The 24450-nt window shown below is 52.6% G+C and carries 22 protein-coding genes; 8 read left to right on the forward strand and 14 right to left on the reverse strand.

The genetic code is table 11. The features are described from left to right. The first annotated feature begins 113 nt into the window (after positions 1–113). On the forward strand, positions 114–1151 hold the full coding sequence (locus AFK65_RS15735) for a LacI family DNA-binding transcriptional regulator (protein ID WP_038856389.1): 1038 nt from the start codon (positions 114–116) through the stop codon (positions 1149–1151). Here AFK65_RS15735 and lysA read toward each other — a convergent pair. Next, entirely contained in the window at positions 1128–2390 is a 1263-nt protein-coding gene (gene lysA / locus AFK65_RS15740; RefSeq protein WP_007700832.1) for a diaminopimelate decarboxylase, read from the reverse strand. The genes AFK65_RS15735 and lysA overlap by 24 nt on opposite strands. A 242-nt stretch (positions 2391–2632) precedes the next feature. Between lysA and AFK65_RS15745 the strand changes: the two genes are divergently transcribed. Beyond that, on the forward strand, positions 2633–3571 hold the full coding sequence (locus AFK65_RS15745; RefSeq protein WP_038856387.1) for a LysR family transcriptional regulator: 939 nt from the start codon (positions 2633–2635) through the stop codon (positions 3569–3571). Here the strand turns inward: AFK65_RS15745 and AFK65_RS15750 are convergent. After that, positions 3522–4250: an aspartate/glutamate racemase gene (locus AFK65_RS15750; protein WP_038856386.1), complete on the reverse strand. Its 729-nt coding sequence runs from the start codon at positions 4248–4250 to the stop codon at positions 3522–3524. The genes AFK65_RS15745 and AFK65_RS15750 overlap by 50 nt on opposite strands. A 151-nt stretch (positions 4251–4401) precedes the next feature. Here AFK65_RS15750 and AFK65_RS15755 point away from each other — a divergent pair, with 151 nt between their 5' ends. Then, positions 4402–4725 (forward strand): cupin domain-containing protein, encoded by a 324-nt coding sequence (locus tag AFK65_RS15755; RefSeq protein WP_032805616.1) that lies wholly within the window; start codon positions 4402–4404, stop codon positions 4723–4725. A 55-nt stretch (positions 4726–4780) separates the two neighbouring features. Here the strand turns inward: AFK65_RS15755 and wzz(fepE) are convergent, their stop codons facing one another. Then, positions 4781–5923: an LPS O-antigen length regulator Wzz(fepE) gene (wzz(fepE), locus tag AFK65_RS15760; RefSeq protein WP_007700820.1), complete on the reverse strand. Its 1143-nt coding sequence runs from the start codon at positions 5921–5923 to the stop codon at positions 4781–4783. A 610-nt stretch (positions 5924–6533) separates the two neighbouring features. Between wzz(fepE) and AFK65_RS15765 the strand changes: the two genes are divergently transcribed. From AFK65_RS15765 to AFK65_RS15780, 4 genes are read left to right on the forward strand one after another with little or no spacing between them, the layout of a single operon-like run. Next, a complete protein-coding gene (locus AFK65_RS15765; RefSeq protein ID WP_007700813.1) occupies positions 6534–7424 on the forward strand; it encodes a carbohydrate ABC transporter permease in 891 nt (296 codons plus the stop codon). Next, a complete protein-coding gene (locus AFK65_RS15770; protein WP_007700810.1) occupies positions 7417–8331 on the forward strand; it encodes a carbohydrate ABC transporter permease in 915 nt (304 codons plus the stop codon). The genes AFK65_RS15765 and AFK65_RS15770 overlap by 8 nt, the downstream gene beginning before the upstream one ends. 12 nt (positions 8332–8343) lie before the next feature. After that, positions 8344–9471: an ABC transporter ATP-binding protein gene (locus tag AFK65_RS15775; protein ID WP_007700807.1), complete on the forward strand. Its 1128-nt coding sequence runs from the start codon at positions 8344–8346 to the stop codon at positions 9469–9471. Between the two features lie 13 nt (positions 9472–9484). Beyond that, on the forward strand, positions 9485–10774 hold the full coding sequence (locus AFK65_RS15780; protein ID WP_032804832.1) for an ABC transporter substrate-binding protein: 1290 nt from the start codon (positions 9485–9487) through the stop codon (positions 10772–10774). A gap of 346 nt (positions 10775–11120) precedes the next feature. On the opposite strand, the gene kduD is transcribed toward AFK65_RS15780, so the two are convergent. Then, positions 11121–11882 carry a 2-dehydro-3-deoxy-D-gluconate 5-dehydrogenase KduD gene (gene kduD / locus AFK65_RS15785; protein ID WP_007700802.1) on the reverse strand — a complete coding sequence of 254 codons (762 nt, stop codon included), beginning with the start codon at positions 11880–11882 and terminating at the stop codon, positions 11121–11123. Between the two features lie 609 nt (positions 11883–12491). Here kduD and AFK65_RS15790 point away from each other — a divergent pair. Continuing rightward, positions 12492–13670 carry an oligogalacturonate lyase family protein gene (locus AFK65_RS15790; protein ID WP_038856382.1) on the forward strand — a complete coding sequence of 393 codons (1179 nt, stop codon included), beginning with the start codon at positions 12492–12494 and terminating at the stop codon, positions 13668–13670. 259 nt (positions 13671–13929) lie between these two features. On the opposite strand, the gene AFK65_RS15795 is transcribed toward AFK65_RS15790, so the two are convergent. The 10 genes from AFK65_RS15795 to AFK65_RS21265 all read right to left on the reverse strand — a co-directional run bounded on the left by AFK65_RS15795 (position 13930) and on the right by AFK65_RS21265 (position 24257). Further along, positions 13930–14610, reverse strand: a complete 681-nt coding sequence (locus AFK65_RS15795) for an oligogalacturonate-specific porin KdgM family protein (protein WP_007700794.1) — start codon at positions 14608–14610, stop codon at positions 13930–13932. 391 nt (positions 14611–15001) lie between these two features. Next, complete coding sequence (locus AFK65_RS15800; RefSeq protein ID WP_038856381.1) at positions 15002–16180, reverse strand: acetyl-CoA C-acetyltransferase; 1179 nt, start codon at positions 16178–16180, stop codon at positions 15002–15004. A gap of 148 nt (positions 16181–16328) precedes the next feature. Further along, entirely contained in the window at positions 16329–16988 is a 660-nt protein-coding gene (locus tag AFK65_RS15805; RefSeq protein WP_007700784.1) for a helix-turn-helix domain-containing protein, read from the reverse strand. A gap of 122 nt (positions 16989–17110) precedes the next feature. Next, the gene (locus AFK65_RS15810; RefSeq protein ID WP_007700779.1) at positions 17111–17731 is read right to left on the reverse strand and encodes a LysE family translocator; all 621 of its coding nucleotides are present in this window, start codon (positions 17729–17731) and stop codon (positions 17111–17113) included. A gap of 803 nt (positions 17732–18534) precedes the next feature. Further along, positions 18535–19059, reverse strand: a complete 525-nt coding sequence (locus AFK65_RS21255) for a fimbrial protein (RefSeq protein WP_071602489.1) — start codon at positions 19057–19059, stop codon at positions 18535–18537. Next, positions 19052–19573: a fimbrial protein gene (locus AFK65_RS21260; RefSeq protein WP_071602488.1), complete on the reverse strand. Its 522-nt coding sequence runs from the start codon at positions 19571–19573 to the stop codon at positions 19052–19054. The genes AFK65_RS21255 and AFK65_RS21260 overlap by 8 nt, the downstream gene beginning before the upstream one ends. Before the next feature lie 12 nt (positions 19574–19585). After that, positions 19586–20581 carry a fimbrial protein gene (locus AFK65_RS15815; protein ID WP_053531649.1) on the reverse strand — a complete coding sequence of 332 codons (996 nt, stop codon included), beginning with the start codon at positions 20579–20581 and terminating at the stop codon, positions 19586–19588. A gap of 19 nt (positions 20582–20600) precedes the next feature. Continuing rightward, positions 20601–21302 carry a fimbrial chaperone gene (locus tag AFK65_RS15820; protein ID WP_007700774.1) on the reverse strand — a complete coding sequence of 234 codons (702 nt, stop codon included), beginning with the start codon at positions 21300–21302 and terminating at the stop codon, positions 20601–20603. Further along, positions 21295–23652 (reverse strand): PefC/AfrB family outer membrane usher protein, encoded by a 2358-nt coding sequence (gene pefC, locus AFK65_RS15825; RefSeq protein ID WP_038856377.1) that lies wholly within the window; start codon positions 23650–23652, stop codon positions 21295–21297. The genes AFK65_RS15820 and pefC overlap by 8 nt, the downstream gene beginning before the upstream one ends. A gap of 68 nt (positions 23653–23720) precedes the next feature. Beyond that, positions 23721–24257: a fimbrial protein gene (locus AFK65_RS21265; RefSeq protein WP_071602487.1), complete on the reverse strand. Its 537-nt coding sequence runs from the start codon at positions 24255–24257 to the stop codon at positions 23721–23723. Positions 24258–24450 lie beyond the last annotated feature (193 nt).

Genomic DNA, 24450 nt, shown 5'->3' on the forward strand with positions numbered 1-24450 from the left:
TACCAGAATCAGCCGTAGCCTGAATGGTCGGCAGACGCGCAGGAGCGGCCCCGTTGCCGCCCGGCTTGTGTGTTAAACTCCATCGCATCACGACGACAACGGGAGCGAAGGGAATGGTGACAATGCGGGATGTTTCAGTTCGGGCAGGCGTTTCCAAAGCGACCGTTTCACGCGTGCTGAACAACACGGGCCAGGTGAAAGAGAGCACCCGCGCGCAGGTGTTCCGGGCGATGGAAGAACTGGGATACCGCCCTAACCTGCTGGCCCGTTCGCTGGCGCACCGCACCAGTAACAGCATTGGCCTGGTGGTATCGAGCTTTAACGGCTTCTACTTCGGGCGTCTGTTGCAGCAGGCGTCGCGCCAGACCGAGGCGCACGGCAAACAGCTTATCGTCACCGACGGTCACGACACGCCCGCGCGCGAGCTGGAAGCCGTGCAGATGCTGGCGGACCGGCAGTGCGACGCTATCGTCCTGTACACCCGCCATATGAGCGAAACCGCGATTATGGAGCTGATTGATAACACCGCCGTGCCGCTGGTGATCATCAACCGCGACGTCAGCCAGGCGCGCGAGCGCTGCGTCTTTTTCGAACAGCAGAACGCGGCCTTTCAGGCGGTGGAATATCTGATTGAACAGGGGCACAGGGAGATCGCCTGCATCACGGTGTCGCTCGCCACGCCCACCGGCCAGGCGCGGCTGCTGGGCTATCGCCGCGCGCTGGAAAAACACGGCATCGCAGGGAACGAGGCGCTGATTAAAAACGGCGATTCGAGCATGAGCGGCGGCCACGCGCGCTGTCAGGAGCTGCTGGAGCGCGGCGTGCGCTTCAGCGCGCTGTTCGCCTGCAACGACGATATGGCGCTCGGCGCGTCGAAAGCGCTCTACCAGGCGGGCCTGCGTATCCCTGAAGATGTGTCGCTGTTCGGCTTCGACGACGCGCCGAGCGCCGCCTGGCTGGAGCCCGGGCTCTCGACGGTCTGTCTGCCGATTGAAGATATGATAACCACCGCGATTGAGAGCGCGGTGCGGCTGGCGCGCGACGAACCGCTTGCCGCGATCCCGCCGTTTACCGGCACCCTGGTGCTGCGGGATTCCGTAGCGCCCGGCCCTTACGCCGTCGCGCCGTTAAAAACGCTCAAGCGCCAGTAATTCGTCGATCGTCTGACGGCGGCGAATGGTGCGCGCCTCGCCGTTTTCCAGCAGCACTTCCGGCAGGAGCGGACGGCTGTTGTAGTTTGATGACATCGACGCGCCATACGCGCCGGTATCGTGCAGCACCAGATAATCGCCCGGACGCACCGCCGGCAGCGCGCGGGTTTCCACTTTGCCGCCCTCTTGTTGCGTAAATACATCCCCCGACTCGCACAGCGGCCCGGCGACCACCGTATCCAGCAGCGGCGCATCGCGCAGATCGCGCCCATCCGCCGCCAGCGCGGAGATATGGTGATAGCTGCCGTACATCGACGGGCGCATCAGATCGTTGAAGCCCGCGTCGATCAGCACGAAATGGCGCGATCCCATCTCTTTCACGCTGCGCACCTGCGCCACCAGCACGCCCGCTTCCGCCACCAGAAAACGCCCCGGCTCGATCTCAAGTTTGATCGGGTGACCAAAGTGCTCAGCGATCTGCTCGCGGGCGCGATTCCACAGGCCGAAATAGTGGCCGGTATCGATAGTTTCGTCGCCCTCGCGGTAAGGGATGGAGAGCCCGCCGCCGGCGGAGATCGCCTCCAGATCCTGGCCGAACTCGATCACCTGGCTTACCATCGCGCCGCATACGCGCTCCAGATGCCCGTAATCGACGCCGGAGCCGATATGCATGTGCATGCCGACCAGCTTCAGCTGATAGCGCTGCATCACCGCCAGCGCCGCCGGAAGATCGCTGTACCAGATGCCGTGTTTGCTGTTCTCGCCGCCGGTATTGGTTTTCTGGCTGTGGCCGTGGCCAAAGCCCGGATTGATGCGCAGCCAGACGCGATGCCCGGGCGACACCGCGCCGAGCTGCTCCAGCATATCCACCGAGCCTGCGTTGACCGGCACGCTCAGTTCATGCACGCGGGCGATAGTGGCCTCATCAAGCACATCCGCCGTAAATACGATGTCATCCGGGTTCTGGCGCGGATCGTAGCCCGCGGCGATAGCGCGTTCGATCTCGCCGAGCGACACGGAATCCACTTTAACGCCCGCCTCGCGCATCAGCCGCAAAATATGAATATTCGAGCAGGCTTTCTGGGCGAAACGAATAACGTCGAACTGGCGCAGGCGGTCGATTTGCGCGCGGATGATCTGCGCGTCATAAACCCAGACCGGGCCGCCGTACTGCGCGGGCAGCGGCAGCAGCGTGTCGGCGTTAAGGGCGCTGTCGGTGTGATAAAGCGAACGTGGCATGGCGAGACTCCTTTAAGCTAATGCCTTCATTACGCCACAGACGTTAGCGAAGAAAAAATATCGTTTTCTCGGGAGTCTATGCAAAAATGATATGGCTTTTACGTTCCCAGGTTTACCCGTAGGGCGGGTAAGCAGAGCGCACCCGCCACTTGCCGCGCGCTTTACCCGTAGGGCGGGTAAGCAAAGCGCACCCGCCAGCGGTTTGCCTGGCGCGCACAACTTCAATCAACGAGGAAACCTTAATGCCTGGCGTCACGCTCCGCCATATCGAAATTTTTCACGCGGTCATGACCGCAGGCAATCTCACGGAGGCGGCGGCGCTCCTGCGCACCTCGCAGCCCACCGTCAGCCGCGAACTGGCGCGCTTTGAAAAACTCATTGGCCTGTCGCTGTTTACCCGCAGCCGCGGACGCCTGCATCCCACCGTTCAGGGGCTGCGCCTGTTTGAAGAAGTCCAGCGCTCCTGGTACGGGCTTGACCGCATCATCAGCGCCGCCGAGAGCCTGCGCCAGTTCCGCCAGGGCGAGCTTTCCATCGCCTGCCTGCCGGTTTTCTCGCAGTCGCTGTTGCCGCTGCTGCTCAAACCCTTTCTGGATAACTACCCGGAAGTGAGCCTGAACATCGTGCCGCAGGAGTCGCCGCTGCTTGAAGAGTGGCTCTCCGCCCAGCGCCACGATTTAGGCATTACGGAAAATACCGCCACGCCCGCCGGCACCGAACGTCTGACGCTGCTGACGTTAAATGAAGTGTGCGTGCTGCCCGCTGGCCATCTGCTGGCCGATAAACCGCAACTGACGCCGCACGATTTCGCAGGGGAAAACTACATCAGCCTGTCGCGCACCGACAGCTACCGGCAGCTCCTCGATTCGCTCTTTCAGGAGCATAACGTGCAGCGGCGCATGGTGCTGGAAACGCACAGCGCCGCGTCGGTCTGCGCTATGGTGCGCGCGGGCGTCGGGGTATCGATAGTGAACCCGCTCACCGCGCTGGATTACGCGGCGACGGGCATTGTGGTGCGCCGCTTTAGCGTGGCGGTGCCGTTCACGGTGAGTCTGATCCGCCCCTTACATCGCCCCGCGTCGGCGCTGGTTGAGGCGTTCAGCCGGCATCTGCAACAGCAAATGACCGGGCTTAGCGACACGCTGGAGGCGATGCTGGCAAGCCCTGGTCGCCCAGCATAAAGTTCACCGCCTCGGCGGCGTGCAGCGCGGCGGTATCGAACACCGGCACCGGGCAATCCTGCGCGCCCAGCAACAGGCCGATTTCGGTACAACCGAAAATCACGCCCTGCGCGCCCTGCGCCGCCAGCAGCGCAATCTGCTGCTGGTAGTAGCGTTTTGACTCCTCGGTGATTTTTCCAAGGCAGAGCTCATCAAAAATAATCTGATTAATGCGCAAACGTGCAGGCGCATCCGGGATAAGCGACGTGACGCCAAACCCCTCTGCCAGCCGCACGCGGTAGAAATCCTGCTCCATGGTGTAACGGGTGCCGAGCAGCGCGACCTGGCGCAGCCCGGCCTGCGCAATCGCGCGGCCCGTGGCGTCGGCGATATGCAAAAACGGCAGCGCGCAGCGCGCTTCAATCTGGTGCGCCACTTTATGCATCGTGTTGGTACAGAGCAAAATGGCCTGCGCGCCGGCGCGTTCAAGGCCGAGCGCCGCCTGCGCCAGCATCTCGCCCGCTTTATCCCATTCGCCGCTCGCCTGGCAGGCTTCGATGTCATGAAAATCGACGCTGTGCAGCAGTAACTGTGCGGAGTGCAGCCCGCCGAGCCGGTCGCGCACCCCTTCATTAATTAACCGGTAGTAAGGAATGGTGGATTCCCAGCTCATGCCGCCGAGCAAGCCGACTGTTTTCATCATGGTCTCCTTTTGCGCTTTCCCGGTTATAACATGCCCGTCGGGCGGAACAAATGTGATCCGCCCGCCATTTCCCGGCGCGGCGCGTTCTCTTCTTTTCCTGGCCAGGATAGATTAAATGAAACAACGTTTCACAATTCAGAGGTTCGGCATGTTTATCTATCACAACGAGACGACGCTCGAGGATTTAGGCAATGGCGTCACGCGCCGCATTCTGGCCCACGGCGGCAAAATGATGGCGGTGGAAGTCAACTTTGACGCCGGTGCGGTCGGCCCGATGCACTGCCACCCGCATGAACAACTCACTTATGTGCTCTCCGGCGAATTCGAGTTCACCATCGGCGAAGAAACCCGCCGCGTGAGCGCGGGCGACACGCTCTATAAACAGCCGAATATCATGCACGGCTGCGTCTGTATTGCCCCCGGCACGCTGCTCGACACCTTTACGCCGGTGCGTGAAGATTTCCTCAAATAAACCGCGCCCATAAAAAAGCCGCCCGATGAGGCGGCTTTTTTACACGCGGAACGTATCACGGCAGCAGCGTATCAGCGCCAGCCGGGTGTTGCGCCATGACCTGACGCTGCGCGATAACATTACGCACCAGCACCAGTGCGCAGGCGGTAATAAAGCCCACCATCGCCGCCAGGATAAGCACCAGCGATTTACCCGGTCCGTCGCTTTTCACCGGCAGCGAAGGCACCATCTGGTAATGGAACGGCTGGAAGTCTACGTCGGCCAGATTGAGCTTTTTCAGCTCCGCCAGACGATATTCGCGGCTCTGAATAGCGGCGTTCAGCACCGTGACATCGGTAATAGAACGCTCAATGGCGAGTTTCTGGGCGAGCCCGTCGGCGCCAAGCGCGATGGAGTAATCCGGATCGTCTTTTACGGCCTGCCCGTTGCTGTAAACCGGTTTTTTAATGCCTGCGGCGTTCGCGACCTGCAACGAATAGTTCAGACGCTGAATCGCAATTTTATGCTCGTTAGCCAGCGTGTTGCGTTCAATCACCAGGCGGCTCTCTTCCGATTTGGCTTTCAGTTCAACGATCGCGCGCAGATTCTCAAGCACTTCCCGCTGTACCGCCAGCGCCGCATAGTTGATGTATTCCTTCAGCACGCGCTGCGCGTCATGCGCTTTTGGCGCGGTAAAGCTCAGCGTCCAGGAGCTGTAAGGCGAAGCCGTTGGCGCTTTCGGATTATCGTTGGAGGTCATTTTAATGCGCTGTGCCACCAGCGTAACGGCGCGCTGTAGGCTTTCGGTATCATCCTGCGCTTCTTTCACCTGCTGCTGCACCCACGGCGAGGTGCGCAGGAATTTCTCCTGGAGGGCGCGCGAATCGAATTTTTTCAGGAACATATTTTCAAGCGACGCGGCGTCAATCGCGGCATCGACATCCAGCACCTGCAGATCCACCAGCACGCGCTGCAACTCAATCAGCTGCCGCGTTTCCGGGATGGAAACCACCGCCTCGCTGGTCCATTTCTGCGGCAGCAAAAACGCCAGCGCCAAGCCCATTACGATAAACAGCGCCGTGATCGAGACGATCACTTTACGGGCTTTGAACAGCACGTCGACAAGCGCGAACAGATCTAACTCGGCGCGCGGGTGATCCAGGAGCGGGTAATCCGGCGCGGAGGCCAGCGAACTATTTTTAATATCTATCGATGACATAGTGGGTGCGTTACGTTTAATTGAACTGCTGATGGAGTCAAAATTATTTTCATGAAAACAATAAGCGTGCGAATTGTTTCATTAAATAAATACATAAATGTCATAAAGTAAACGGGCGCACATACCTATGCCTTTGACAAAATTGGAAAAGTTGTGCACAACAGAGAAACATATCCTTGTTCTGAGGAGAGATACTACGTCCGCAATCATTATTATTACGAATAATCCGAATTCAGGGCAAACACTAATTTAGCGACCTACCAGAAGTTGTATTACCTCCCTCTTCCTGAAAATGGCGCTGCTTCAAAAAACCGGAACAGCGTTTCGACCACGATCACATTTCCACCATTTATCGAATGACGGCAAAATAAATAGCAATAAAATAAATTAAAACGCTGTTTTAGAAACAAGAAACGCCGGTTCAATAAATTATAAAAGTCGCGATCTTCATCACGTTACGGTCGCCTGTTTTCTTGACAAGACATTATTGACATAGCGGTGGCGAGGCCGCCCGGCCACACCTTTCCGGGCCAGGCCCGCTCGCTGTCGCGCTTTGCTGCACACGACATCCGATCCGATTAATAAACCCTTGAATGCCAGGTAGGTATGTATGAATGAAAACAAGCTCCTGGGTCTGGCCTGGATATCACCCTACATCATCGGGTTGATAGTCTTTACGGCCTTCCCTTTTGTTTCCTCTTTCGCGCTCAGCTTTACCGAGTACGATTTGATGAATCCGCCGGTGTTTAACGGAATCGAAAACTACCGTTACATGCTGATGGATGACGATCTGTTCTGGAAATCGATGGGCGTCACGTTCGCCTACGTTTTCCTCACCATCCCGTTAAAGCTCGCCTTCGCGCTCGGCATCGCGTTTGTCCTCAATTTTAAACTGCGCGGCATCGGCTTCTTCCGCACCGCCTATTACATTCCGTCGATCCTCGGCAGCTCTGTGGCTATCGCCGTCCTGTGGCGCGCGTTATTCGCCATCGACGGCCTGCTGAATAGCTTTATCGGCGTATTTGGACTCGACCCGGTGAACTGGCTCGGCGAGCCGTCGCTGGCGCTGATGTCCGTTACGCTGCTGCGCGTCTGGCAGTTTGGCTCCGCGATGGTGATTTTCCTGGCCGCGCTGCAAAACGTGCCGCAGTCGCAGTATGAAGCGGCGATGATCGACGGCGCCTCGAAGTGGCAGATGTTTATAAAGGTGACGGTGCCGCTGATTACGCCGGTGATCTTCTTTAACTTCATTATGCAGACCACCCAGGCGTTCCAGGAATTTACCGGCCCGTACGTGATTACCGGCGGCGGCCCGACCTACTACACCTATCTCTTCTCGCTCTATATCTACGACACCGCTTTTAAATATTTCGATATGGGCTACGGCGCGGCGCTCGCGTGGGTGCTGTTCCTGGTGGTGGCGCTCTTCGCCTCCATCGCCTTTAAGTCCTCGAAATACTGGGTCTTCTACTCCGCCGATAAGGGAGGCAAAAATGGCTGATATTCAACAGGGACAACTGGCTCCCCGCCCCGCCATGAGCGCGGGCGACCGTGAAGTGGCGCGCACGCTGCGGCGCGAAAAAGTCAGCCGCGCCATCCGTTACGTGATTTTGCTGTTCGTCGGCCTGCTGATGCTCTACCCGCTGGCGTGGATGTTCTCGGCGTCGTTTAAGCCCAACCACGAGATTTTCACCACGCTAGGCCTGTGGCCGACACATGCGACCTGGGACGGCTTTATCAACGGCTGGAAAACCGGCACCGAATATAATTTCGGCCACTACATGATGAATACCTTCAAGTATGTGATCCCGAAAGTGGTGCTGACGGTTATCTCCTCCACCATTGTGGCGTACGGTTTCGCGCGCTTTGAGATCCCGTGGAAGAAATTCTGGTTCGCCACGCTTATCGCCACCATGCTGCTGCCGAGCACCGTGCTCTTGATCCCGCAGTATCTGATGTTCCGCGAAATGGGGATGCTCAACAGTTATCTGCCGCTCTGGCTGCCGATGGCCTTCGCCACCCAGGGATTCTTCGTCTTTATGCTGATCCAGTTCCTGCGCGGCGTGCCGCGCGATATGGAAGAAGCGGCGCAAATCGACGGCTGCAACTCCTTCCAGGTGCTGTGGTATGTGGTGGTGCCGATCCTCAAGCCCGCCATGATTTCGGTCGCGCTGTTCCAGTTTATGTGGTCGATGAACGACTTTATCGGGCCGCTGATTTACGTCTACAGCGTCGATAAATACCCGATCGCCCTGGCGCTCAAAATGTCCATCGACGTGACCGAAGGCGCGCCGTGGAACGAAATCCTGGCAATGGCGAGCATCTCCATTTTGCCGTCCATCATCGTCTTTTTCCTGGCCCAGCGTTACTTCGTACAGGGCGTGGCCAGCAGCGGAATCAAAGGTTAACAGGGGAATATCATGGCTGAAGTTATTTTCAATAAGTTAGAAAAAGTCTATTCCAACGGCTTTAAAGCGGTTCATGGTATCGACCTGAAAATCGCCGACGGTGAATTTATGGTGATTGTCGGGCCGTCGGGCTGCGCCAAATCGACCACGCTGCGTATGCTCGCGGGCCTGGAAACGATCAGCGGCGGCGAAGTGCGCATCGGCGAGAAGCTGGTGAACAACCTGGCGCCGAAAGAGCGCGGCATCGCGATGGTGTTCCAGAACTACGCGCTCTATCCGCATATGACGGTGCGCGAGAACCTGGCCTTCGGCCTGAAGCTCAGCAAACTGCCGAAAGATCAGATTAACCGTCAGGTAGATGAAGCCGCGAAAATCCTTGAGCTGGAAGAGCTGCTCGACCGTCTGCCGCGCCAGCTCTCCGGCGGCCAGGCGCAGCGCGTGGCGGTGGGCCGCGCGATTGTGAAAAAGCCGGATGTGTTTCTCTTCGACGAGCCGCTTTCTAACCTCGACGCTAAACTGCGCGCCTCGATGCGTATCCGTATTTCCGATTTGCATAAGCAGCTGAAAAAGAGCGGCAAACCGGCCACCACGGTCTACGTGACGCACGATCAGACCGAAGCGATGACCATGGGCGACCGCATCTGCGTGATGAAGCTTGGCCACATTATGCAGGTGGATACGCCGGACAACCTCTATCACTACCCGAAAAACATGTTCGTGGCGGGCTTTATCGGCGCGCCGGAGATGAACATCAAGCCCGGCAAACTGGTGGAAGAAGCAGGTCAACTGCTGATCTGCATCGGTGATAATCGCCTGGCGCTGACGCCGCGTCAGCAGGAGAAAGTGGCCGCGTACGCCGGGCAGCAGGTTTTCTTCGGCATTCGCCCGGAATATATCTCAATCTCCGATACGCCCTACGCCGAACCCTGCGGCGCCGGTGAGCTGGTGCGCGTGGAGAATATGGGTCACGAATTTTTCGTCTACCTGAAGGTGGCGGATTTCGAAATGACCTGCCGCATCCCTTCCGATGAAGCTAAGCCAATGATTGATAAGGGCCTTCACCGCAAGGTGTATTTTAAGTTCGACATGAATAAGTGTCATCTTTTTGACGCCAAAACAGAACAGAACCTCTCTCTCTGACAGGAGTCTTATAATGAAAAAAGCCCTCGTTAGCACAGCATTAGCTTCTACCCTTGCCCTTTGCGCGTTTCCATCCCACTCGGCGGAAAACGTCGAGCTGCGAATGTCCTGGTGGGGCGGCAACGGCCGTCACCAGGTCACGCTGAAAGCGCTGGAGGAGTTTCACAAACAGCACCCGGAAATTAGCGTTAAGCCGGAATACACCGGCTGGGACGGCCATCTGTCGCGTCTTACCACGCAAATCGCCGGCGGCACCGAGCCGGACGTGATGCAGACCAACTGGAACTGGCTGCCGATCTTCTCGAAAAACGGCGACGGGTTTTACGACTTAAATCAGGTGAAAGAGATTATCGACCTGAGCCAGTTCGACCCGAAAGAGCTGAAGTCCACTACCGTCAACGGCAAGCTGAACGGCATTCCGATCTCCGTCACCGCGCGCGTGTTTTACTACAACAACGAAACCTGGAAAAAAGCGGGCGTCGAATACCCGAAAACCTGGGACGCGCTGATGGCCGCGGGCAAAACGTTCGAGTCGAAACTCGGCAAGCAGTACTACCCGGTCGTGCTGGAGCATCAGGATGTGCTGGCCCTGCTCAACTCGTACATGGTGCAGAAATACAATATTTCGGCGGTGGATGAGAAAACCAAAAAATTCGCTTACAGCAAAGAGCAGTGGGTCGAGTTCTTCGGCATGTATAAGAAGCTTATCGACAGCCACGTCATGCCGGACACCAAATATTATGCCTCGTTCGGCAAGAGCAACATGTATGAGATGAAGCCGTGGATCCAGGGCGAGTGGGCCGGCACTTATATGTGGAACTCCACCATCACCAAATACTCCGACAACTTAAAGCCGCCTGCGAAGCTGGAGCTTGGCGCCTACCCGATGCTGTCGGGCGCGAAAGACGCGGGCCTGTTCTTTAAACCGGCGCAGATGCTCTCTATCGGTAAATCGACCAAACACCCGAAAGAGGCCGCGCAGCTGATTAACTTCCTGCTGAACAGCAAAGAGGGTGTGGCGGCGCTGGGTCTTGAGCGCGGCGTGCCGCTGAGTAAAGCCGCGGTGGCGCAGCTTACCGAAGCGGGCGTGATTAAAGATCAAGATCCGTCGGTGTCCGGCCTGAAGCTGGCGCAGTCGCTGCCGACCACGCTTGCTATCTCGCCATATTTCGACGATCCGCAGATCGTGTCGCAGTTTGGCACCGCGCTGCAGTATATCGATTACGGTCAGAAATCCGTTGAAGAAGCCGCCGCGGAATTCCAGCGCCAGGCGGAGCGCATTCTGAAACGCGCGATGCGTTAAGGGCGGTTTTTCTCCTCTTGCCCCGTCCCTGCGGGCGGGGTTGGTAAACATGGTAAACGGCGGGTGCGCTGCGCTTACCCGCCCTACGCGCCACGAGCGAAAAGGGTCGCGCGTTTTTGTAGGATGGGTAAGCAAAGCGCACCCATCGTAGTCAGCACCACCTCCCCGCAGGGTGGGTAAGCAAAGCGCACCCACCGTATTCAGCATCACCTCCCCCACAGAGTGGGTAAGCACCCACCGTAGTCGGCGCCACCTCCCCCGTAGGGTGGGTAAGCAAAGCGCACCCACCGCGCCCCTCCAATAAAAAAGCCTCCACGCGGGAGGCTTTTTTACCTGCGCATTACGCTTACCGCGCCAGCCAGCCGCCGTCGACCGCCACGGTATAACCGTTAATGTAATCCGATGCGCTGGACGCCAGGAACACCACCGGCCCCATCAGGTCGCTCGGCAGGCCCCAACGGCCCGCCGGGATGCGGTCCAGGATCTCGGCGCTGCGCTGCTCGTCGGCACGCAGCTGCTGGGTGTTATTGGTGGCCATATACCCCGGCGCGATGGCGTTCACGTTGATGTTGTGCTTCGCCCATTCGTTCGCCATCAGACGGGTAATGCCCATCACGCCGCTCTTTGAGGCGGTGTAAGACGGCACGCGGATCCCGCCCTGGAAGGAGAGCATGGACGCGATATTAATAATTTTTCCGCCGTTGCCCTGGGCGATGAACTGCTTCGCCACGGTCTGAGACATAAAAAAGACGCTCTTGATGTTCAGGTTCATCACGTCGTCCCAGTCCTGCTCGCTGAAGTTAATCGCGTCTTCACGGCGGATCAGGCCGGCGTTGTTTACCAGCACGTCGACATGCCCGAATTCCGCGACAGCGCGTTCAATAAGCTCGGGAATGGCGTCAATCTTACGTAAGTCGGCCGTCAGGCTCAGAAAACGACGGCCCAGCGCGGTTACGCGCTCAATGGTTTCCGTTGGCTCGACAATATTAATGCCCACGATATCGCAGCCCGCTTCCGCGAGACCCAGCGCCATACCCTGACCAAGACCGGTATCGCAGCCGGTTACGATCGCGACTTTACCCTGAAGGGAGAATGCATCCAGAATCATGTGTGTTTCCTTGTAATCAAGCCTGCCTGCGACAGGCGTCACCGTGATAAGGCTGTCCGCCGCTTACGTCCTCTCTTAACCACCTGATTTTGATGTCATAAAACGCCCAGCACCGGAGCCCGGCGCGGGTCGCTTTACGCCATCTCACGATGACCACGCGTTAAAAAGAGAGACGTGGAGAGATAAATCAAACAGCAAAACAGCGTTTCGTTTTTCAAGATTGAATCCATCTTAAACGTAGCGAAACACCTTTTCAATTCTAAATAAAACATTGTTTCATTTTTATAGGTGAGACTTGCCAGAATTGATGTTCCGGTCACGTTTAGCTGATTACAGGGATACGCATCGCTTTTACTACCATTTAATAAAATATTAAAAATCAGAAAGATAAATAAAAAAACCTGACGTGGGCTACCTCATTATCGCCCTATATTAACGACACCCGCGGTGGGGCTTTCGCGATGCATTTGTCCAGAAATGGTCTTTTTTTGAAAAGGTTGAGCAGAAATGCGCCCACAGTCACACACATTGAAACGCTGTTTTGATAATTTGTATCTCAGTTTTCGAATTTAATCAGCGAACGCCAGCCGGCAACGTAAGGAGCGCTCTATGGCCAAAGGCATGCGGGTAAAACTTCAGTATCAGGTGAGCATCGATCCAGATACCGGGGCGGAAGTCACCCGTTTAACCCCCCCGGAGGTGACCTGTCACCGTAACTACTTCTACCAGAAGTGCTTTTTTAACGATGGCAGCCATCTGCTGTTTGCCGGGGAATTCGACGGGCACTGGAACTATTACCTGCTGAACCTTGAACAGGCCGAGGCGGTACAGCTTACCGAAGGCGCGGGTGACAACACCTTTGGCGGTTTCCTTTCGCCGGACGACAAGTATCTTTATTACGTAAAAAACGATCGCGTGCTGCGTGAAGTCAACCTCATCACGCTTGCCGAGCGCGACGTTTACCGCGTGCCGGAAGCGTGGGTCGGTTACGGCACCTGGGTCGCGAACAGCGACTGCACCAAACTGGTCGGGATCGAAATCGCCAAAAGCGATTATGTGCCGCTAAGCGACTGGAAAATCTTCCATGATTTCTTCCATAAAGGGCCGCACTGCCGTCTGCTGCGCGTTGATTTACAAACCGGCGCCAGCGAAACGATTCATGAAGAGAAGATCTGGCTGGGGCACCCGATTTATCGTCCGTTCGACGATAATACCGTCGCGTTCTGTCATGAAGGCCCTCACGATCTGGTCGATGCCCGTATGTGGATGGTAAATGAAGACGGCAGTAACGTGCGCAAGGTGAAAGAACACGCCGAGGGTGAAAGCTGTACGCACGAATTCTGGGTGCCGGACGGCTCCGCGCTGGTCTATGTCTCTTATTTCAAAGGCAAACAGGGCCGCACCATTTATCGCTACCTCCCGGACAGCGGCGTGAATGAAGAAGTGATGCCCATTCCGGCCTGCTCGCACCTGATGAGCAATTTCGACGGTACGCTGCTGGTAGGCGACGGTTCCGGCACGCCAGTGGACGTGAAAGACACCGGCGGCTATACCATCGATAACGACCCTTACCTGTATGTGTTTGATGTCGCACAAAAATCTTATTACCGCGTGGCGCGCCACGATACTTCCTGGGAGACCTTTGCCGGCAGCCGTCAGGTCACGCATCCGCATCCTTCTTTTAGCCCGGACGGCAACGCCATTCTCTTCAGCACCGATAAAGACGGCAAACCGGCCGTTTATCTTGCAAAACTGCCCGAACAACGTGAAATGCTGAGAGTGTCATAATAATAAGAGTCCTGTTTCCATTACTGAGCTTTGCCCTCCTCTCCTGGAGGGCTTTTTTATTTCCAAGCCCTATTTTTCGTAAAGACTATTTGATGGTTAAGAATGAGCGCAGGAAAAAAACGGCGCTAATTTGCTCAGGCATAAAAAAACCGCCCCTGCATGGGCGGTGTGCTTATTCTCAGGAGCACGCTATCAGAAAACAGCAAAACAGGAATTCTGCCCCCGCTATCATGAGGGGCAGAATGAGGGTGAAGTTTTATCAGAAGCTGTATGCCACACCGACACGTAAACGCGTCTGGCGTTCGTCGGTTTCTTTCACGCCGATATTTCCCACTTCGAAATAGGGCGACCAGTTTTTATCAATTTTATAAGCCACTTTTGCGTTATATTCGTTGGAATAGTTTTTACCATTATTACGCGTAAAGCCTTCTTCGCTCTGCGCATAGACGTAATTCAGCTCGGTACGCCAGTCGCCCAGCGCAAAGCCCACCCAGGCGTCGCCGCGGTTAACTTTATCATCGTCATCTTTGCCTTCCGGCACGCGGGTATATTCATAGCGATAGCGGGCCGCGACATAGAAACCATTCTCAAAGCTGTACTGCACATGGATGTTGGGCTTATAAATGGTCTTACTGTCAACGCTTTCGATGGTAAACGCCGGAGTAATAGCGATAGCGTCGGTCGCTTTCCAGCGCCAGCTAATCTGATCCTCATGACCATTCCCCACCACTTCATTAAACGGACGCGACTGATCGTCACCGCCGGTTTTCCATTTCGCCTCAACGGAAAAACCAAAACCATTATCAAAACGGTGTGAAACAGCAACGCGATCGGCGTTAGTGCCGCTATCAATATACTCGTGACGTAAATCTACGGTAACCGCTTGTGCCCCGAATGAGGCCCCACAGAAGACAGCCAATGCCAGTGCTTTCTTAAACATAGAATACCCCTAATAAAATGGCGTTTCGTTTTTATGAAACTGCATTTTATTTTTTAGGTGGCGTTATTTTAGTGATCCGGATCGTAATGCTTTGTTTCAAAAATATCGAAAACAAAGCGCGTGATTCAGCTCAATAAAAAATCATTCGAACACCTGAAAAGCATGTTTTGAATCACACTTTAATTTTTGCAGAGACGCAGTAACGCATTTATTTTTGGCGGCACGTTAAGAATTTACGCAAATAAAAATAATCAATCAGGCAACAGATAAGAAAAATATAATCACTTATGCGGCATTATTAGCAGCAAAACGAAATACGCTTTGCTGGCTTACCCGGCAAAGCGTTCAGAAAGGAGAAAGGAGAAAGGAGAAAGGAAGAAAAAATACAACCCTAATCGCGTTCAATCGCCAGCGCCACGCCCTGCCCGCCGCCGATGCAAAGCGTGGCAAGCCCTTTACGGGCATCGCGTTTCACCATCTCATGCACCAGCGAGACCAGGATGCGGCAGCCGGACGCGCCGATAGGATGCCCCAGCGCAATCGCGCCGCCGTTGACGTTGACTTTACGCTCGTCCCATTCCAGCAGTTTGCCGACCGACAGCGTCTGCGCCGCGAACGCCTCGTTGGCTTCGATAAGATCGACATCATTAAGCTGCCAGCCCGCGCGCTCCAGACAGCGGCGCGTGGCGTACACCGGCGCGATGCCCATCAGCGCCGGATCGACCCCGACGCTTGCGAAGGCGCGAATACGCGCCAGGACCGGCAGCCCCATCTCCTGCGCCTTACTGGCGCTCATCATCAGCACCGCCGCCGCGCCGTCATTGATTGACGAGGCGTTCCCCGCCGTGACGCTCCCGAGCCTGTCAAAGGCGGGCGACAGCCGCGCCAGCCCTTCCGCGCTGGTGTCGGCGCGCGGCTGTTCGTCAGTATCCACCACCAGCGGCGCGCCAAGCCGCTGCTCGACCACCACCGGCACGATCTCGTCACGAAACCGCCCGCTGTCAATGGCCGCGCGCGCTTTCTGCTGTGACGCGAGCGCATACGCGTCCTGATGTTCGCGACTGATGTTATATTCGCGCGCCAGGTTTTCCGCCGTAACGCCCATATGGTAATCGTTAAAGGCATCCCACAGCCCGTCATGCACCAGGCTGTCGATAATATGGCTATCAGCAGGCGCACTGGTGCGCCCTTCGGTCAGTACATGCGGCGCGCGGCTCATGTTCTCCTGACCGCCGGCGATCACGACATCCGCTTCGCCGCACTGAATGGCCTGCGTCGCCAGATGAAGCGCTTTCAGACCAGATCCGCACACGTCGTTAATGGTAATCGCCGACACGGACCACGGCAGGCCGCTGTTGAGCGCGGTCTGGCGCGCCGGGTTCTGGCCCGCGCCCGCCGTCAGCACCTGGCCCAGGATCACTTCATCGACATCCTGCGGATTAAGCCCGGTGCGCGCCAGCAGCGCTTCAATGACCACCGCGCCGAGCTCCACCGCCGAGCGACGCGCAAGCTGGCCCTGAAAACAGCCAATGGGCGTGCGTGCGGCACCCACAATTACCACATCTTTCATTGTTATCTCCGGGAAGTGAACCGGGTCATAGTAGCCGCTTGTTATAAAATCATTTCGTGATTGTTTAAAAATTGGTGAGGGGTATCACAAGGAATCTGCGCCGCACGTCATCGGGCGTCGGCACAGGTCTGAAAGGTGATCGCACGGGCTAATAACGTTCTGGCAGTTTATTTATCGCTTTAAGACGCCCGCGGGAAATATCGACATAGTCGCCTTTTCTCAAATCGCTAAAGACTTTGAGAATATAACTCTGGGATAGATTGGTTTTACCGCGAATAAAATCGCAGGCGTTAATCTCGTCCCGCTCCTGTTCGTTTTTCGCCGCCAGCTCAATTAAGCAGTTGCGGATGAGCGTATAAGACTGTCGCCCGAGGAAGTGATAACTTTTCCAGTAAAGCACGTCGTAGTACCAGGAGACGACCTGCAGCAGTTCACGCCAGAGCTGACGCGTTTCGATAAGGGCCTCGAACTCCTCACGCGGCACCACCCGCGCCTCGCACGCCGATTCGGCTTTAATCGTAAAATGGCGAGTAAACTGATTATTGTACGTGATGCCAAGCAGCTGAGGCCGCGTCGACTCAATCATCGTCAGGCTGTCCATGACGCGGTGCATCGACACGGCGCCTTGCTCTATCACAATAATATAATCAGGCTGCACGGGAATATGCGCGCCGCTGGCGAAATGGCGCAGCTCGCCGCTATTTTTCAGGGCATTAATAAGAGAGGTGATGGCCTCTTCGGGCCGTTCGGGGAACGGATAAGTTTCCATGCTGATAACACGCGCCAGAGATATCGTAACGATCAGCATAGTAAAAACCAGATAGCGCGCCGCCCCATTTTTTCATAATGAGACGGCGCGTTAATAAAACCACTACAGAAAGACCTTATTTGCGCCGGATGACACTTAACGGCGCTGACGTTAACGCCCGGTCAGCGTTTACTTAATGCCAGTTTTGCGGCGAAAAGCAGGAACACGCTGCCCGTCACGCGATCCATCCACTTCACCACGCCCGGTTTTTTCAACACGCCTGACGCGTAACGGGTGGCGACAATCAGCGTCAGCGACCAGAGGGTGCCGATGAACGCATGGATGGCGACCAGCAGGAACGTCCAGACCATCGGCGAATGCCCCGCCGGGATAAACTGCGGCAGGAAGGAGACATAAAACACGCCCATTTTCGGGTTCAGCACATTGCCCAGCATACCGCGCAAAAAGCTGTTGCCGGCGCGCGTTTCATTCCCCTGGCGAGTATCAAACGTGGTGCGCGGACGCAGCAGAAGCTGAATGCCGAGCCAGCAGAGATAGCCGGCGCCGCACCACTTCAGAATGGAGTACGCCATTTCAGACACCGCGAACAGCGCCTCCAGCCCGAACGCCACCAGCGCGCCCCAGACAAAACAGCCGGCATCAATGCCGAGCGCCGCCTGAAAGGCTTTTTTTCCGCCCTCCGCCGCCGCGGTCCGCAAAATCAGCGCCGTATCCAGCCCCGGCGTCAGGGTTAATAGCGTCGCCGCAAGGGTATACGCAAGCAGTGCATCAGTAACCGACATGTTTGTCCTCCGAAAAGAAAAATCTTATAGAAGAAAAACAGGACCGGCAATCGGAGGTTAGTTACGCAGGGGGATGATAAATTTATCAAATTAATCTGGACTCAAAATTCAACCCAGTGGGAAATCGAAGGCGAGTTGCCGGACGCTGTTATGCCGTGAAATAAAAAATGTAAATAGCGCAGGGCGGCCTGCGCTATTCCGGTATGACATCAGAAAACTACCGTTACGGTGCGATAATTATTACAGAGGCAATATCTTACGCTGGTAACAGATCAATATTGCCTCTTGCTTTACTACCGGGAATTATCCGTTTTTGCAGCGTCCTGCGAACCTGGGTTGCACTGCTCTTTGGTTCCCGGAAGAAAAAATTTACCGTTCTTATCCGGGTCCGTTCCTCCCGGACAGCTCTCGCGTCCCGACGCATTACTGGAACTGCCACCATCAGAACCATTTCCGCCATCGGTCCCCTTTCCAGCACTGGCGGAAGCCACAAGCAACGCGAAAAAGCAGACCCAAAGAGTTTACTCATGCGTGTCGCTCCCTGACTGAATAGCTCACGCTTGTATTAATTTATCTATATTTACTCTAACCATGACAGCAGATAAGACAAACGGTTCCGCGCCCTGAGGTTGGAGGGATATGGGGAAAATCCTGGTGAATTAAAGATGGCATGCGCACCACCAACTGAAAAGCCAGAGAACCTCCGGCTTTTAAGCTAGCCACAATTGAACGGTGCAGTCCGTCAGCTTTAAAATTTTTGCAGATCAATTCTCATCACCAGTATAACGTGGTGTCAGCAAAGTTTAATAATAAGTAAATGTCACAGGCAAACTGGCAGTGTAGTCACCTGCCGGTATAGTTCCCGAATGGGGGGAGACACTGGCCAATAAAGTTCCATCAAACTGATTTGGGCTTACAAGAAAAGGGGCTTTACTCAGTTCAACCGGTTTTCCGAACTCAACAACACCGCCGCCTTTCTTCCATGACAAGGTAATATCCACCATATTATTTGATGTTTTGATCTTTGAATTACTGCCTCCATTCAACGTGACTTCAAACCTGGTGATATTAGAGGTGCCACAATCAATCACAATGGGAACTTCAACGTTATTATTATCGCTCAATAAGGCACCTGATGTTGAGATCAATGGAAGTTGCACGGTCTGAGGCAGTCCAAGACCATGGTTAACCTTGCACTGTGGGTTGGTAACCGTCATTGTAATGGGGAGAGTTGCCGTTGCCTTTTGTGCAGCATGATTATTAAATGCCGTTAATGAGCCTAACATCCCTATCAGTAACGGAAAAAAAAGATATGTCCTGTCAATCATAGGTCACCTCGACAGTCAGACTGGTGGAAATGTTTCCCGCCTGAAGCGTTTCACCTGGAATTTCTTTAGGTAAAAGTTGAATTTGGCCAAGCGTTTGATTTTTGTTACTTAATGCCGTGGATGCGGGTGCAAAAGGCTTATTCAATATCAGCGGCGTAAAATCTGTGGCGGTTGAATTTTTCCATGATAATTCAAGCCCAACGCCGGATAATCCCGTTTTCATCAGGTTAGTGCTGTTCTCGGAAACGCCAGCGGCTGGCGAAAATTTTATTGAGATCCCGGTTGCAGGCCAGCTGCAAGCAATATTCAAATCAACGGTCTGTGGTGTTGTTACGCTATTTTCAAACTGGCTAACGCTGATTTGTTGAAAGTTCAGGTTTGCCGGAGAGAGTGACAATGCGCAAGTATTTACGGCTAACTCGGCGCTTATAGCCACTCTCTTCTGCACTGATTGCGACGCAGATGCGTTATGAAATGAAAAAGCTATCAAAAAAAACAGTAACCATCTGTGCATAATTAACCTGGCCTATCTGTATATTAGCGAAACATTCATGTATGTAGAAACCTTTCCGACAGGAAAGGAGGTAGAAGGCTTGACATAGATTCTGAATCTTTCTGTAGCATCAAATTTCCATCTGTTTGGATCAAATATTTTATAATTTGCATTAAGGGGAATAGCTTGTAAATTCCCAAGCATTCTATAAATCTGAAAATTCAATTTCCGCCCATCACTACCATTGGCACTAAATATACCATTTGCTGCATCAACCACATTCTCTGGTTCAAAACGGATATATAACCCATTAATCAATGCCTTATTTTTGCAGGAGTAGTAGACTGATAACTCTTTATATAAAGAGCCATCATTGATATCACTTTGCAATAATCTACCAAAATCCATATTTTCTGTTGAAAGAGTCATTGAACAAGTGGCAGTGTCTTTAAAATTAAAAGTCATAGTATTTCCCAGACCAAAAGTAACATTCACTGCCGGGTTATATGCTACTGTATTCCCTATGGTAGGTGTCTGGATTTTAACAGAATATTGGCCCAATTGAGTGCTTTGAGTCCAGTACTCGTCGTTCACGATAAGTTTGGCTTTTCCTAAAACAGTGCCAGCAGGCCATGTAATTTGTCCTTGCCATTGAGCAGCCTGGATTCTGTCGGAGGAAATCCTATCGCCGTCACAATGCATGCCCTCAAGTTTCCATTCAATTCCTGGATAGGAGGTGGTTATGGTGGTGGGGTCTTTACAAATCCCTCCGCCAGTCATTTTCATGACCATTCTCCCCATAGGGGTTGCATTCTCAACATAGTCGGGATCACAAGTCATGTTATCTTGTATGGTGAATTGCCCTATGAACAATGGATCATAATTATCTGTTGTATAACCGTAGTAGTAATAGGACTTGTCACTAGGGTCGGCATTAAAAACTATAGTTCCACTACAGTTTGCCGCCATGGCGGGTAAAGCACTGAGGGATAAAAAAACCGTAAAAAAAAGAAGGACGAATTTATACATAGCGAAAACCTTATGCGCCTTAGGATTTATTTAATTTATACTCTTTGTCGACGCCATAATCATCGAACGCCACAATACTCAGGCTGGTACCGGTGATTAGCTGACCCAGCGATACTTTATCACCCGGGGCAAAGACAGAGAGCTTATCTTTAATATCGCCACTCATTTTTACAGGCGTGCCATTTTGTTTAACACTGATTATCGCAAAATAGTAAGGCGTGTCATTCCAGAGAATAGTATTACCGTCACTGCTTATCATTTTAATATTCTGCTCGGCACCCTCCCTTTTTTCTTTCAACGCATCAGGACGATAAAACATTTTGACCTGAGTATGTAACGCAATCGAGAGCGCATTCATACCTTCTTTTGGTGCTTTGGGGATCTCCTGGATATTGATCCAGAAAAGCGATTCTTTGTCTTTTGGTAAGGCATCATTAATTTTCAGTATACGCAAGATTTGTTTGTGCTGATCGGCCACTTTGAAGAACGTCGGGCTGGGCACAAAATAGACGTTTTTGTCGTTTTGATCTTGGTTTTCAATCCATATCTGTCCGCCATACTCCTGAGTGGACTGGTTATCAACCTGTACAGAGATATTCTCTCTTATTTCATCAAATACATAACGCGTACTGTTAAGGACAAACGCTGCGTGACTTGATGCTGTAAATAAAAGCAGTGACGCAGAAATGAAAAACTTTCTCACTGTATTGTTCTTAATCACACTTAATCTCCTGTACCTTACCCATATCTTTCTGCAGCGATCGTGAATCGAATTTGCAGTCTCCCACAGAAATGATCCCTTCGTCTTTATCTTCAAGGTTCATTAACAGAATCCCGCCGTTGTTGACGTAGCCGATTTCCTGACTTTCTGCGTTTTTAGCGATACTCCCCATTGGAATAACAAAACCATTGCTGCTGATGACTTTGACGATATACGTATTAATTTTTCTGTATTTCACTTTTTTATAGATAATGGCATTCTCTGTCGGGGTTACATTGATGGCGTTTTCCGTTAATTCGACGCTCTGCGGCAAGTTGTCCGCATTGACCGTAATGGTGTTATTGTTATAAGCCGTTAACGGGATAACGGCGCGACCTTTTTTGTCGCCCGGCATCGAGCCGTTAAATTTGACGCCCGGAACATCATCCATTTGCACAACCGCAATTTCATCATTTTTCACAGGAGTAAAAAGAATGCCCGCATCTGGCAGTCCGATAATACTTCCGCCAACCTGGAAGGAAGAGCTGGAAGTGCTTCCCATTTGTGAATAGCTGGCTGACGTATGTAGCGCATCAAACAGATAAGAAGCAGAAATCGCGCTTCCTGTGGTATTACGCGACTGGCTAACGGAGGCGTTATAGCTCAAGCGTGTGTTAACACTTCCGGAAACACCGGTATTGAAATTCGTGCCGTTACGGCGATCGTAATTTATGGCTGAGTAACTATACTGCGATTTATCAAACACGCTGAAGGGTACGCTTACGGACACCCCGGCGTTATAATCGCTTTCCATTCCCTGCAATCGGGAATACCCGGCGTTCAGAGAGGCCGAGATATTATTAAAACTCTTGCTGAGGTTTATGTTTGCCCCTACCTCACTGGAGCTATCCCAGTAGTCCTCTTTCCAGGCAGACATATTTAAGAAGACGCTCCTTTCTGGCAATTGATAGGTGATAATTGATTCATACCGCTGTTTAGGTCTGTTGTTTAACAGACTGTAATAGCGATAGTTAAAATCTGAGTAATCAATGTAATTTTCTGAGTTAAAGCGATAACCAATCAACTGTAAATTCGCGTTTTCTCCTAAGGCGCGGGCATATTTCACTGACGTGCTAAAGCCGCTCATCGCTTTGCCATTGTAGTATTTTGCCTGTGCCAGGTTGCCGCTCATTGCCACGGCGCCGAACCAGCCGAAAGAGCGGATAACCCCTAAGCCAATGTTGTGATAGTTTTTATCTACCAGCGCAGAGGTATTGAGCGTAAAGGGTTCAAAACCATAGTCATAGGTCATTTGCGCGAATAAGCTATCCTCATCACGCTTGTCATTGTACTGGTTCACTTTGCTACCTACGGCAACATTGTAATTATAATTGCCGGGTTTCAATAAATTCGGCAGAACGGCGACCGGGAAACGCTGTTCTTTGACTGTGCCGTCCTCTTCATAAATCTTTAAAATAAGATCGCCTGAATAGACACCAGTCAGATCGTTGATCACAAAAGGTCCTGGCGGAACCACAAACGATTTCAGTGTATATCCGCCTTGTTCAACGGTCACACGGGCATGCGTTCTGGCAATACCGTTTATTACAGGGGCATAGGATTGTGAGTCCCAGGGATACATATCCTGATTGGATTTTAACTGTGCGCCATAAAAGGTGAAGCCATCGTTCAGGGTATTGTAGGACTGGGTTTTACCAATCAGGATATCTGACTTCATCGATTTAATGGCGTGCGTTAACAGCAGATTATTACTCTGAAATTTTTCCCCCTGGTATGCGTATCCCCTGCCAAGCAGTACCCATTCGCCAATATTGACCTGACCCTCGATATTACCGTAAGTGGTCCGGTCCTGGTTACTTGATTTTGAGGTGTTAAGGTCGTAGGCGATTTTTAAACCGGGACTGCCATAATCCCAGGGGCCACCGTCTTTTTTGGTATCGATAAAACCTGCCTGAGGCATATCGATTGACAGCTCTTGCAGGGAGGGATCAAATTTTACCCGGCTGTTCTTCTCTTTATCAATAAGATAGCAATTACGAGCGGGATCAAGATACGCTTTATAGAGTTCTTTATTTATATTAATGCCTTTTTCGCGTAACCATTCTTCTGAAAGACAAATATGCTCAGCATCGTCATTACTGATTACTAAATCTACAGAGGTTACTGTTTTTGAACCATTGAATAGCAGATCGACAACGTATTTTCCGGGTATATTTTGCCCGGTATTTTTCAACACTTCGGGAACTTCTTTACTGCCACCGCGGATAAAGCTGTAGTTAAAGTCGTCGGCAAGAATTTCATTCGACCATAAATGAAAAATGATTGCGACACATAACACTTTTATTTTCATTTTTATTCCTTGCCGACGTGTATTTTACTAACAAGGGAGCAAGCACTCCCTTTTAATCAAAAAATTAATTATTTATAGCTCACGACATAGGCTGCAGAAGCAGTAAATTGACCTGCGGTTACACCGGTAGTTGGCTTCGTAAGTACGGCAGTATAATCAAATGATGGAATTTTACCTCCTGTCTGCGTATAATCGAAGGAAGTTTGACCTTCCTTAATATAGGAAGCGTCGCCTTTCTGGGTGGCATTAGTAGTATTCACCTTCAGATAGGCATTAGTTCCACCTTTAGTGGCATTAACAATACCATTAGGATCCAGCGTTGAAGATGACCAGGAAACATTGGCAGCAGTTTTATTAACACAATCATCTTTTGAAGGCACAAGCTTAAAGGTAACAGGAGTGCCATTACCAGCTACAGTAGTTGATAATACACCTAAGTTAACATTAGCAATATCACTACCCGTAGTATCTTTCAGCGAAAAGTCACAAGTCGCTGTAGAAACACTACCCATAAAATTTACAGTGCCGCTGTTTGGCGCAGCCATCGCATTAGACGCTACACCCAGAACAGCCAGAATTGCCGAACCTAAAATCAGCTTTTTCATTTTATACTCCATAATAATAGGCTTGATATTCTTAAGTCAGCTCATAACCATCTTAATGAGCGAGACAGAATATATTATGGCGAAAATTCGCAGGCAAACCTTAAAGTCAACGATCGTCAGTTTTCTATCTTATTTTGATATTTATGACGCGATTGCTTGGCTTATTCTTGTTTTTGGTGGGTTTCTTTTTATT

The organism is Cronobacter universalis NCTC 9529, from assembly GCF_001277175.1.
Taxonomy (GTDB): Bacteria; Pseudomonadota; Gammaproteobacteria; order Enterobacterales; family Enterobacteriaceae; genus Cronobacter; species Cronobacter universalis.